Origin of the sequence: Mangrovimonas spongiae (assembly GCF_003944795.1) — a bacterium.
Classification (GTDB): domain Bacteria; phylum Bacteroidota; class Bacteroidia; order Flavobacteriales; family Flavobacteriaceae; genus Mangrovimonas; species Mangrovimonas spongiae.
The window spans coordinates 350,234-363,226 of record NZ_RWBG01000001.1; the positions used below are offsets into that span (position 1 = coordinate 350,234).

The window sequence follows — 12,993 nt, forward strand, 5'->3', positions numbered from 1 at the left end:
ATGTTTATTAAAATACGGCATATGACGTATAATGGATAACCTATTAGTGGATTTCTTTTTCTACAAATGGACTGTTAGGATTGCAAATTTTTAATATTAGCTGTTTTAGTTGCTGAAAATAGTTATCTAAGGTGTCTTGAGTTATAAGGTTGTTTTTATTGTCATGAAACGACATAAATCCTTGCCCTAGATTTTTAAAAGAAATAATGCCTGCTTGAATAGGTTTTTCAAACGGATTATTGTGATTCATCATATAAGCATAGGCCAATATTTGAAACGATTTACTGTATTTATCGTAATCGGTTGTAAGGTCTTCCCACTGCTTAATTTTTACTTTACTTGGTTCTACCTTACCAGATTTGTAATCGATAACTCTAGTTATGCCATTAAACTCATCAACACGGTCAACCATACCAGTTAAGTGTACTGGAAAATCAAGTTCAGGGATATGCAAAGGCACTTTATAAGAGGCTTCGACAGCGATTATTTTAATACTATTACCATTTTTAACCTGATTAAGTTCTAGGTTGATAAAGTTGTTGACATAGCGTTTAGCGATTTCAAAAATAATAAGATTTATCCCTGTAGTAATATCACCAGATTTAAATTCATTTTTTATATGATGACTTACAAGATTGGTTACCTTGCTTTTTAAGTCTTTAAGTACAACTTCGGTTAACTCTTGATTTATTAGTGGTTTATATAAATCTTCGAGAGTGTTGTGTATTGTTGTTCCTAAGGTATTTGCGGCTACGGTCTCTTCAACATCATCAAACTCTTTTATGCCTAGAATTTTTTGAGAATAAAAGTCTATAGGGTTTCTTATATAATTAGTTAATGCCGAAGGAGAAAACCCTTTTTTCGCGATGTCTTTTAATCGGTTTAATACGGCATTATTTTTTTCAACTTCTAATAGTTTTTTTGATACTGAAGGGACAGGAGATGTTACTATTGATGAGTTTACGTTATGAATTTTATCTATTTCTAATTGTGTTATAAATCGGCTTTTTTCGCCACCGTTTAGTACATCAGGTTCTGTATTATAAACAATATGAACATTGGTTGCTCGTTGCAATAATCTATAAAAGTGATAGGTATAAACGGCGTCTTTTTCTTTGTATGTAGGTAAGTTGTTTTCCAATTTCACATCAAACGGAATAAACGAGTTTTGTGTTTTTCCAGCGGGTAAAATTCCCTCGTTTACCGATGCGATAATAACCGTATCAAAATCTAAGACACGAGATTCCAGCATTCCCATAATTTGCAGACCTTGTAAGGGTTCTCCATGAAAATCTAGTGTGTCATTTTTTATAAGCTCTTTGTATAAACTATATAAGGTGTCAACGGTTTCTATATAGTTAAATTGTGCCATCATTTGCTCTAAGGAGTTAAATACTTCGTTAAAGCGATATAAATATTCTAAAGCTAATAAATGGCTAGATTTGTTATTATTAAGATGTGTTTTTATGCTTAAAATAATCTTTTTGCAATTTTGCAATGCTTCCTTGGGTACATTTTTACAGGTTTTAAAAAGATAGGTGAGCAGCTCTTTTTTTTGAGGGGCTAACTCAACAAGTTCATTTACAGAAAGTGATACAATGTTATTTGTTTGAATATGCTCTATAATAACATCGGCATGATTTAAGTTATTATCCCATAACAGTGGTCTAATGTATTCATGCGATAATATATTCACAATCTCTTTGTAATAAATAATAGGCTTTTTCGATTTATATATACCGAATAATTTTTCGAAAAGTGATGCTAAAGGAATTTGATGCAGGGGCAACCCCATAGTAATGTTTATTGCACTAATATTCTCAGGGAGCGAGTTAATTAACGGAATAAGAAGCGATTCGTCACCTAACACTACAGCTGTATTTTTTAATTCATTTTTGGTGCTTAGTTTTTCTAATAAGTTTCCAATATATTTTATTTGCCCAACATTTTTAGGCGTTCCTGTAATATTTATGTGTTTACTGTTACGATAGTGGTTGGTTTTCCAGTTAAAACCTTGTTTTTTTAAAATGTTCCAATGTTCTGTATGCGACCTAATAAAATAGCCTGCGTCGTGTAGGTTATTATTTATAAAATGCGCATCAATATCCCAGTAAATGTTTGCCAGTCCTTGATTTAATAATTCTTGAATAATTATCTCTTCGGCTTTATTAAGAGCATTAAAACCAGCGAAAATATATTTATTAGCTGTATTTTCTTTTACAAAAGTCTTTAAGTTGTTTGAGGCTTCTCTATAAACTAAACCTTGATAGCCTTTTTGTTTCGATATAAGCTGTTTAGTTAACGTTTGGTAATATAGTTTTAACCTATTCCAGAAGGACAAATAACTTTTTATATATGGTGTTTGATTAGCTTCTATAGACCAATGGTTATGTTCTATTTTTTTTATTTCGGTTAAGTAATCAAAAATGTTGTTAGGTTCGATTAAATAGCGATCAATCTCATTAAAATCTTGAATAATTATTTGTGCCCATTTAAAAAACCTATCAAATGGTTCAATATCTTCTTTTGGGGTAATGTCTAGATAAACCCTATAAAATTCAAAAAATAACTCGGTATTAGGAATTTGTTCTAAGTTAGATATTTGTTCAACAAACTCTTCGATAGAAATTATTTCTGGACTAAAAAAGGTGCCAGGAATGTGCTTGTTTAAGGTGTTTTTTAAAAATACACCAGCACGTTTGCTAGGTAGCACAAAGGTTAATTTAGAAATATCACGACCTTGTTGTTTTAGGTCTATAATTATGTCTTCAAGAAAAGTTGTTGTCATGTTATAAAAATAAAAAACGCTCCGATTTTCGGAGCGTTTTTTTAAAATTTATAATGGTGTGTTAACCAGTAATTATTTTATTAAGTTAATTTCTACACGTCTGTTGTTAGCTCTACCAGCTCTTGTTTTGTTAGTGTCGATAGGCTTGTCTTCACCATAGCCCATTGAAGATAATCTAAACTGATCTACACCGTTAGCTACTAAGTATTCTTTTACAGAAAGGGCACGTTTTTCAGAAAGGCCTTGGTTAAGCTTGCTGCTTCCAACGCTATCAGTGTGTCCTTCAACAGTAAATTTAGCTGTTGGGTATTCGTTTAAGATGGCGATAATATCGCTTAACACTTTTTCAGACTCAGATTTAATAGATGCTTTACCTGTGTCGAATAAGATGGTCTTAGCATAAGCGTTAAGTGTTTTTTGCACTTCTTCAGTTACTTCTGGGCAACCGTTGTTAGCTACAGTACCAGCAACATCTGGACAGTTATCGTCTTTATCTAAAACGTTATCACCATCAGTATCTGGCCATGGGCATCCGTTGTTTTCGGCAGGACCAGCTTCGTTAGGACAGTTATCATCTTTATCAGCAATACCATCACCGTCAGCATCTGGACATCCAGCTAAAGCTTTTTCACCAGCTACTGCAGGACAAGCATCGTCTTTATCAGCTACACCGTCACCATCTGTATCAGGGCATCCGTTAAATTCAGCTAAACCAGCTTCGTTAGGACAATCGTCTTTACCGTCTTCGATACCGTCACCGTCAGAATCAGGACATCCGTTGAATTCCTCAAGACCAGCAACTTCTGGACAAGCATCGTCTTTATCGTAGATACCGTCACCGTCTGTATCTTTACCACCAAACTTAAATGTTAAACCAGCAGTATGTTGGAAATGTGTATCTAAATAATCTTCGAATGCGTGCTTGTAAGTACTCTGTAAGTTTAAACCAATGTGTTCTGATAACCAGAAATTAATTCCTACAGTTCCGTTTAAAGTACCAGCTCCAATTTCGTCAACCCAAGTGTAACCACCACCAACACCTAAGAAAGGTTCAATGCAGTTTGAGTTTAAGATTTCAGAAAAGCTATATTTAACTGTACCGTCAAGTCCGTAGTAAGAAAGATCATTAACAGAGGCATCACCATAGCTGTCAATTCTGTTAATAGAACCTGTAACACCTAAACTAAAACCACTATCAATATATCTTGATACAGTAAGGCTAGAAAGTGAAGGTAAAATGTTCCAGTGATCTGTGGCATTAAAATATTCGTCGAAGTAATCGCCAAGTGGAGCATCTTCACCAGTAGGGTAAAAATCAACCGCGTTTACTCCTAGGCTTATAGCCCATGGGTTGTTTTCATCTTGCGCATTGGCATTGCTTAGGCCAAATATAAGCAACATCGCGAACAATAATCTGCTAAGATTTTTCATATTCAAAAATTTAATTTTTAAGTGTTAATTGTAAGCAAAAGTAAGTTGTTAAATAATATTAACAAAGACAAATATAGAAAAATATTGAATATTTGCCCTAATTTATAGGCTATTCTATGAAAAAATTAAATGATTTCCAACTTTTCTCCAACTTTAACAAATGCTTTAATGGCTTTATCTAAATGTTCTTTTTCGTGTGCTGCTGATAATTGTACTCGTATCCTAGCCTTTTCTTTTGGTACCACTGGATAGAAGAAACCTATTACATAAATTCCTTCTTTAAGTAACATATTAGCCATGGTTTGCGATAGCTTAGCATCATAAAGCATAACAGGAACTATGGCAGAATCGCCATCAATGATATCAAAACCTGCTTGTTTAAGCCCGTTTTTAAAATAGTTTGTGTTCCATTCTAGTTTGTCTCTTAGCTCGGTATTGTTAGAAAGCATATCGAAAACCTTAATTGAAGCGCCTACAATTGCTGGTGCTAATGAATTAGAGAATAAGTATGGTCTTGAACGTTGACGCAACATTTCTATAATTTCTTTTTTCCCTGTTGTATAACCTCCCATAGCGCCACCTAAAGCTTTTCCAAGTGTTCCTGTGATAATGTCTATGCGCCCCATAACACCTTTTTCTTCTAAGGTTCCGCGACCTGTTTCGCCTATAAAACCAGCAGCATGACATTCGTCAATCATTACAAGGGCATCGTATTTATCGGCTAAATCGCAGATTTTATCTAATGGTGCTACCAATCCATCCATAGAAAATACGCCATCTGTAACTATAATTTTAAACCTTGCGCCATTTTCATTTGCTGCTATTAGTTGTTTTTCAAGGTCTGCCATGTCGTTATTTTGGTAACGGTATCTAGCAGCTTTGCATAAACGAACACCATCGATAATAGAGGCGTGGTTTAAAGAGTCGGAAATTATTGCATCTTCTTTAGTTAATAAAGGTTCGAACACACCGCCGTTAGCATCGAAAGCTGCTGCATAAAGAATAGTGTCTTCGGTTTGGTAAAACTCGGCAATTTTTTGTTCAAGGGTTTTATGAATGTCTTGAGTTCCGCAAATAAATCGTACCGAAGACATACCAAAACCATGGGTATCCATAGTGTCTTTAGCAGCTTGAATCACGTCTGGGTGATTACTTAACCCTAAATAATTGTTAGCGCAGAAGTTTAGAACTTTTTCCCCTGTGTTTAAAGTGATTTCTGCATCTTGAGACGATGTTATAATACGTTCTTCTTTAAATAAACCATCGTCTTTTATGTGTTGTAATTCTTCTTGTAAGTAGTCTTTTATTTTTCCGTACATGATTGTATTGTTTTTTGCAAATTTATAATTCTTTTACCGTAATATCTTGATTAATGTAAATGAGTATTTTTTTAGTTACGTTATATCCCATATCTATAAGTGCATTGTGGTAACGTTCTATTTGTACTTGATGTTTTTCTTCTTCTTGCCCTGTTTTATAATCGAGAATGGTAACATCTTGGTTTTTATCAATGGTTAATCTATCGGGTCTTAAAATAGTTCCATCTTTAGTTATAATATCTTTTTCGTTGTAAATGACTTGTTGGTTGCTAAAATAGGTTGTTAATTTTGGATGATTAATAATTTGTAAAACCATTTCTTGTAGCTCGAGTTCTTGTGTTGGTGTTATTTTGCCTTTAGTTATATAGTCTTTAAAAACAAGAGGCACATCTTTTTGGGTTTTAATATTAGCCATAATATTATGGATTAAATTCCCCTTTTCAATAGCAGCTTCCTGATTAGTGTCCCACAAATATCCAGAGTTGGTGACTATTTTTAAACGGTGTTGTTCTCTAGGGGTCGATATAAATCTTTCTAATGTTTTGGTGGTTTGCTTATTTTTAGGTTGAAGCGTTCTTTTAGAGTCTCCAAAGGAGTATTCGGTTTCATTATCATTCCACAAGTGGTTTGCTTTAAGGTAATTAATTAGTAAGCCAGAATATTTTTTAATGTTTTCCTGATTTTTTCTATCGAAGTCTAGTTCTGAAATAACGTATAACTGTTCTACGGCACGCGTTAAAACGACATAAAGTAAGTTTATCGCGTCTAGTTCAAGTTCAGATTGATAGTTTGTATACAGCTGTTGTCCTATATTACCGTAGGTTTCAAGTTCTTTATTCTTGTTAATATATATGCATGGTAGTCCATGAAACTCTTCTGGATTTAAAGGAAACCAGACTTTAGGAGATAAATCGAAATAAACGTCTTGATTTGCATAAGGAAAAATAACCACAGGAAACTCTAATCCTTTCGATTTATGAATGGTCATAATCTGGATGGCATTACTTTGTTGCGGCGCGGCAATACTGAGCTTGTCTTTTTTTCTGTCCCAAAGCTCTAAAAATCCAGAAATACTAGCATCGTGTTTATGTGAATAATCTAAAATCTCGTCGAGAAAAAATTGAACGTATGCATTAGGTTTTTCACATAAATTGAAAGCTCTTATAATACTTTCGGTTGCTTCGTAAATAGGAAGACTTGAAACATCATTAAAATTAAAAGTTATTTGATTTTCACATAGTTGGTTAAATGCATCTACAGGATTTAAATCTATGTATTGGGCATAAAAATTATGCTTATCGTTAATATTTAAAATATGTTCTGCAATGAAGGTTAGTGTCGCAAATTTTGTTTCGTTGTTTTTAGGTTGTAAACTAAGCTGAAACATATCAACAATAAATAAAACCTCTGATGCATTGCTTAGTAATAACGATTCCGATGAGACAACATTCAAACCTTCATTATTTAAGTACTCGGCAATAGCAACACCTTCTTTTCCTTTTCTAGTAATAATACAAATGTCGCCAAGTGCAAAATTTTCTTTAAGAGCTTTCTGTACTATTTGTAGTGTTTTTTCACAATGTAATTCATCTTTGTCTTGATCTTTTACATCTAAAAAGCTGAGTTCTACATATCCTGTTTCTTGTATAGAAGTTTTTTGCTCACTAGCTTGATATATGGCTGCATGATTGGGATTTGAAAATACAAAGCCAGAAAGGTGTTTAAATAACGTATTGTTAAACTCTACAATAGTTTTGGTGCTCCTAAAGTTATAGTCTAAAGATTTTTCTTTAGCGTTAACCTGAAAGGGATTTACGGTTTTTGTATACAGATCTATAAATTGCTCTGCGCGTCCGCCACGCCAACGATAAATGGCTTGTTTGGCATCACCAACTAACATGGCTGTTCCTGTTTCACCTTTTAAATTTTCGTTAGATAGCGCATGACTTATTAAAGGCGTTAAATTAGTCCATTGTAATATGGAGGTGTCTTGAAATTCATCGATAAAATAATGTTTAAACTTTTCGCCAAGACGCTCGTAAATAAAAGGTGCTGGTTGCTGTTTAATTTCGTTGTGTATAATGGTGTTAAATTCTGAAATTAATAATAAATCGTCCTCTTTTTTAATATTATCTAAAGTTTCGCTAATAGCATGTATTACTGATAGTGGCGTTATGTTTTTTATGCAGTTTTTAAGAAAATTATACTCGGTAATAGCTGTTTTTGTTGTTTCGAAAAAAGCCGCTAATTGTGGCTGTATTTCGTTAATAGTATTAGCAACCATATCGGGTACGCGTTTGGGGTAAAGCGTATTGTTTTCTACTAAATCTTTTTGCCATGCAGCAGTAAATTCGTCTTTAAAATTCTTGTTAGAAAGTTTTGTAAAGTACTTTGGGAGTGAGCCGCGGCTAAAATCGTTATGTTCTAAACTTGCTGCTTCAATAAGTTCTAAAGCATTTTTTGCCTGATTAATAATATAATTACTCTTTTCTTTTTGTGTTTTAAGTAAAGCTGTTTTAAGATTGGCAAAATCTGTAACGGTTTTTCCTTTAAGCTCGTTTATATAAGGAATGTCGTTTTCGTTAATTAAAAGTTTTGCTATCTGATTAAAATCGTAAGCAATATTCCAGCTTCTGTCGTCATCGGCTTTTTCAATAGCAAAATCAACTAATATTTTGGTTAGTTCTTTATTCGTTCCAGCTTCTTCAATAAGTAAATCAACGGCTTTTCCTAATAAATAGGTTGTGTCTAGTTCTACTTCAAAGTTAACAGGCAGTTTTAAATCATGAGCAAACGTTCTTATAAGTCTATGGTTAAATTTATCTATGGTTGAAATATCAAAAGCCGCATAATTGTGAACCATAGTTTGCAGCAGTTTTTTAGACTTTTCGTGGAGTTCTTCGGATGAGATACGAAGTTCCTGTGTTAAATCATTAAACATAGGGTGGTTTGCCATTAGAATGCTTTCTTCAGAAAAAAGCTTTAGCGTTTCTATAATACGCGATTTCATTTCGTTAACAGCTTTATTGGTAAAGGTTAACGCTAAAAGTGTTCTAAATTTTAAGGCGCTATTAGAAGCCAAAATAATTTGTAAATAATTTTTTACTAGCGTATAGGTTTTTCCGCTTCCTGCCGAAGCATTATAAATGGTAAACGTATCTTGTTGTGGCATTTACTAAAATCTTTTGGTACAAGATAAAAACAATCAATAACTTCATAACAATTTATTATTTTCAATTTGTCTATAAAATCCTCAATAATCATTAAATTTGGCTTAAGAATTAAGTTTAATCACTAAAACATAACATATTATGGCTTTTGAATTACCAAAATTAAAATACGCATACGACGCATTAGAACCACATATTGATGCTCGTACTATGGAAATACATCACACAAAACATCATAACGGCTATACCACTAAGTTAAATGCTGCTATTGAAGGCACAGATTTAGAAGGAAAAAGTATAGAAGATATTCTTACAAATTTAGATATGAGTAATGCTGCTGTTAGAAATAACGGTGGTGGGTTTTACAACCACTCATTATTTTGGGAGGTGATGAATCCTGAAGGAAAAGGACGTTTGTCTGGCGAGTTAAAAGACGCTATAGAAGACGCTTTTGGATCTGTAGAGGCTTTTAAAGACGCTTTTAGCAAAGCTGCAGCAACACAATTTGGTTCTGGATGGGCTTGGTTGTGTGTGCACAAAGGTGGTAAAGTTGAAGTATGCTCCACGCCAAACCAAGACAATCCATTAATGCCAGATGTAACTTGCCAAGGAACACCTATATTAGGATTAGATGTTTGGGAACATGCTTATTATTTAAACTATCAAAATAGAAGACCAGATTACATTGAGGCATTTTTTAACGTAATTAATTGGAACGAAGTAGAACGTCGTTATGCTGAGGCTAAATAACCACACGTTCTTAATAGAATAAAAAAGCAAACCATTTTTGGTTTGCTTTTTTTTATTTCAATATAAATATTTTTAAAATGAAAAAAGGTGAACAAGTGTTCACCTTTTTTGCCCCAAATCTACCATAAACTTAACCTACTTATGTTATGGTGGCAACAAATTTATGGAATAGGGTAAAACCGATTAAAAATATTGGATAAACTACTTATAAATCAGTCTAAAAGTTAAAAAGTTGCGTTGAAACTGGTGATTTTTTATAAAATAGACAGGGTTTTAATAAAAAAGGCGAACAAGATGTTCGCCTTTTTTGCCCCAAATCTACCATGAACTTAACCTACTTATGTTATGGTATTACTAAGGTAGATTTTATTAAATTAAGTTGCGTTAAAAAATAGATAAAACGCTATTTTATTAGCCAAACAGTTTGTTTTGTAGGATAAAGTGTATATGCAACTCTCTGATTAGTAAGCTCTTTCTTTGTTTCCTTCGTAAAAATTAATAAACGCTCTATTAACAACACGATTTCCACCAACAGTAGGATAATTACCTGTAAAATACCAGTCGCCCAAATTTTTAGGACAGGCTTTATGAAGGTTATCTACAGGTTGGAAAATGGTTTCTACCTTAGCATTTACTGTATCATCTGAAATAAGTTGTGCTATTTTATTAGAAATCTCATCGTCTGTAAATTGCTTGTATAGATCTTTTACAAAGTTTCTTACGTCTTTATCTTCTAAGTTTACTTGAGCTTTACATTTATCGTAAACTTCTTTTACTAAGTGATATTTATTATTTTCTTCTAATAATTCTAACATAGCTCTAAAAGCAATTAAGTCTTCTAGCCTAGCCATATCAATACCGTAGCAATCTGGGTAACGAATTTGAGGAGCCGATGATACCACAACAATTTTCTTTGGACTCAAGCGATCCATCATTTTTATAATACTCTTTTTTAATGTGGTACCTCGTACAATACTATCGTCTATAATAACAAGATTGTCGGTAGGTTTAATAACACCGTACGTTACATCGTAAACGTGAGCTACTAAATCGTCACGGCTACTATCTTCGGTAATAAAGGTTCGTAGTTTAACATCTTTAATAGCAATTTTTTCAATGCGAGGTCTTTCAGAAAGTATATCGGTAACTTGATCTGCAGATAATTGCCCATTTCCATCTAAAATGGCTTGGGTTTTCTTTTCGTTTAAATGGGCTTCTACCGTTTCAATCATTCCAAAAAAGGAGGTTTCAGCTGTATTAGGAATATAGGAAAACACTGTGTTTTTTGTGTCGTTTTCTATAGATTCTAATACTTTAGGCATAAGTAGTTTTCCTAGTTCTTTACGCTCTTGGTATATTTCAGCATCGCTACCTCTAGAAAAATAAATACGTTCAAAAGAACACGCTTTTCTTTCCAGTGGTTCTATAATTTTTTTAATAGCGACTTCGCCAGATTTTTTTGTAATTATGGCATGCCCAGGATCTAATTCTTTAACGTCGTCAAAATCTACATTAAAAACAGTTTGAATAACAGGACGCTCAGAGGCAACTACAACAACTTCATCATCTTTGTAGTAATATGCGGGGCGAATTCCAGCAGGATCGCGGAGTACAAACGAGTCGCCATGCCCAAGTAGCCCAGCCATAGCATAACCTCCATCCCAATCCTTAGAGGCTTTTCTTAAAATTTTAGCAACATTTAAACGTTCAGCAATTAAAGGCGAACATTCATTTTTACTATAACCTTCTTTTTTAAGCTTCTTATATATTTTTGATACAGCATCATCTAAAAAATGACCAATTTTTTCCATTATAGTAATGGTGTCGGCTTTTTCTTTTGGGTGCTGGCCGAGTTTAACCAATTTATCGAATAGTTGATTAACATTGGTCATATTAAAGTTACCTGCAACAATTAAGTTACGGTGCATCCAGTTGTTTTGACGTAAAAACGGATGAACACTTTCCACGCTATTTTTTCCAAAGGTGCCATAACGCACATGTCCTAAAAGGACTTCGCCAACATACGGAATGTGTCTTTTTTGTAGCGCAACATCGTTAGCGTATTCTGGGTGCTCGGCAAGTTCTTTATTAATGCGCTCGTTAATTTGACCAAAAATATCTTGTATGGGTTGTTGTGCTATAGAGCGTACTCGGCTAATGTAGCGTTCGCCAGGTTGGGTGTCTAGTTTTATGCTTGCAAATCCAGCACCATCCTGACCACGATTGTGCTGTTTTTCCATCATTAAGTACATTTTATTTACGCCATAAAAAGCGCTACCGTACTTTTCTTTGTAGTATTCTAAGGGTTTTAAAAGCCTTATTTGTGCAATTCCGCATTCGTGTTTAAGTGCGTCGCTCATGATGTGTGTTGTGTTGTTTTGTAATGTAATTAAAAAACGCGCTCAATTTTGAGCGCGCCTATTTATGCTAATTCGATATCGAATTGTGTTAGTTGTTTAAATTCTTGTAAGCGTTTATTTATCAAGTTTTTTTCTAGGTTTTGCATGCGCTCTGTGCCAAATTTTTCAACACAGAATGATGCTAGTGTTGATCCATAAATTACGGCTTTTTTCATGTTTTCGAAAGTGATATTATCGGTTTTTGCTAAAAAACCAATAAAACCTCCAGCAAAGGTATCGCCAGCTCCTGTTGGATCGAAAACTTCTTCTAATGGTAAAGCGGGTGCATAGAAAACATTGTCGTTATGAAATAATAACGCCCCGTGTTCGCCTTTTTTAATCACCACATATTTAGGTCCCATGTCGTGAATTTTTCTTGCAGCAACCACTAAAGAGTATTCGCCTGTTAGTTGTCTTGCTTCTTCATCGTTAATGGTAATAACATCAACTTTGTTAATGACTTTGTGTAAGTCTTCTAAAGCATTATCCATCCAAAAATTCATAGTATCCAATACGACTAATTTTGGCTTGTTTTCCATTTGTTCTAATACACTTAATTGTACCAGTGGATGTAGATTTCCTAGCATAACATAGTCGGCATTTTTGTAGTTTTCAGGGACTACAGGATTAAAATCGGCCAGTGTGTTAAGCTCTGTGGCTAGCGTGTCTCTAGTGTTCATGTCGTTATGGTAACGACCGCTCCAAAAGAATGTTTTTCCTTCTTTAACGATTTCAACTCCAGAAATATCGATGCTTTTATTTTGAAGTAGGTCTAGGTAATCTTGTGGAAAATCGCCGCCTACTACAGATACTGCTACGCTGTCAATATCAAATTGAGAGGCTGCGAGGCCTATAAAAGTAGCTGCTCCTCCTAAAATTTTATCGGTTTTGCCAAATGGTGTTTCAATAGCGTCGAAGGCTACTGTACCTACAATAACTAATTTGCTCATTTATGGTGTTATGAATTTTTTGCAAATATAGTGGTTTTTTAAAGAAGAGCAGGATAATAATTGTTTGTGGTGTATTTACTTCTTGTAAGCGATTTAATGGCGGACTTATAGATGTTATTAAAGTATTAAAAAAAGAAAAGTGACTCGGTGTAATAGAATAAAACAACCCGTATTGTCAATTATAAT

At 33.8% G+C, this 12,993-nt stretch carries 7 protein-coding genes; 1 reads left to right on the forward strand and 6 read right to left on the reverse strand.

Annotated features, from left to right (window positions below; all coding sequences use genetic code 11):
- Positions 1-43: 43 nt before the first annotated feature.
- The 4 genes from EJA19_RS01665 to EJA19_RS01680 form a co-directional block, all read right to left on the reverse strand.
- Positions 44-2,788, reverse strand: a complete 2,745-nt coding sequence (locus EJA19_RS01665; protein ID WP_125466602.1) for a PD-(D/E)XK nuclease family protein — start codon at positions 2,786-2,788, stop codon at positions 44-46.
- A 72-nt stretch (positions 2,789-2,860) separates the two neighbouring features.
- Positions 2,861-4,219, reverse strand: a complete 1,359-nt coding sequence (locus EJA19_RS01670; RefSeq protein WP_125466603.1) for an OmpA family protein — start codon at positions 4,217-4,219, stop codon at positions 2,861-2,863.
- A 125-nt stretch (positions 4,220-4,344) separates the two neighbouring features.
- Positions 4,345-5,538, reverse strand: coding sequence for a glycine C-acetyltransferase (gene kbl / locus EJA19_RS01675; protein WP_125466604.1), 1,194 nt, complete (start codon positions 5,536-5,538; stop codon positions 4,345-4,347).
- 22 nt (positions 5,539-5,560) lie between these two features.
- The gene (locus tag EJA19_RS01680) at positions 5,561-8,710 is read right to left on the reverse strand and encodes a UvrD-helicase domain-containing protein (protein ID WP_125466605.1); all 3,150 of its coding nucleotides are present in this window, start codon (positions 8,708-8,710) and stop codon (positions 5,561-5,563) included.
- A 139-nt stretch (positions 8,711-8,849) separates the two neighbouring features.
- On the opposite strand from EJA19_RS01680, the gene EJA19_RS01685 reads away from it, so the two are divergent.
- Complete coding sequence (locus tag EJA19_RS01685) at positions 8,850-9,458, forward strand: superoxide dismutase (protein ID WP_125466606.1); 609 nt, start codon at positions 8,850-8,852, stop codon at positions 9,456-9,458.
- A 461-nt stretch (positions 9,459-9,919) separates the two neighbouring features.
- Here the strand turns inward: EJA19_RS01685 and EJA19_RS01690 are convergent, their stop codons facing one another.
- A complete protein-coding gene (locus tag EJA19_RS01690) occupies positions 9,920-11,818 on the reverse strand; it encodes an amidophosphoribosyltransferase (RefSeq protein ID WP_125466607.1) in 1,899 nt (632 codons plus the stop codon).
- A 62-nt stretch (positions 11,819-11,880) separates the two neighbouring features.
- Entirely contained in the window at positions 11,881-12,807 is a 927-nt protein-coding gene (locus tag EJA19_RS01695) for a PfkB family carbohydrate kinase (protein WP_125466608.1), read from the reverse strand.
- Positions 12,808-12,993 lie beyond the last annotated feature (186 nt).

What these genes read in the sequence shown, in the direction of transcription:
- kbl (WP_125466604.1), bottom strand. Translation starts at nt 5,538, where the DNA reads ATGTACGGAAAAATAAAAGACTACTTACAAGAAGAATTACAACACATA.
- EJA19_RS01670 (WP_125466603.1), bottom strand. Translation starts at nt 4,219, where the DNA reads ATGAAAAATCTTAGCAGATTATTGTTCGCGATGTTGCTTATATTTGGC.
- EJA19_RS01665 (WP_125466602.1), bottom strand. Translation starts at nt 2,788, where the DNA reads ATGACAACAACTTTTCTTGAAGACATAATTATAGACCTAAAACAACAA.
- EJA19_RS01680 (WP_125466605.1), bottom strand. Translation starts at nt 8,710, where the DNA reads ATGCCACAACAAGATACGTTTACCATTTATAATGCTTCGGCAGGAAGC.
- EJA19_RS01685 (WP_125466606.1), top strand. Translation starts at nt 8,850, where the DNA reads ATGGCTTTTGAATTACCAAAATTAAAATACGCATACGACGCATTAGAA.
- EJA19_RS01690 (WP_125466607.1), bottom strand. Translation starts at nt 11,818, where the DNA reads ATGAGCGACGCACTTAAACACGAATGCGGAATTGCACAAATAAGGCTT.
- EJA19_RS01695 (WP_125466608.1), bottom strand. Translation starts at nt 12,807, where the DNA reads ATGAGCAAATTAGTTATTGTAGGTACAGTAGCCTTCGACGCTATTGAA.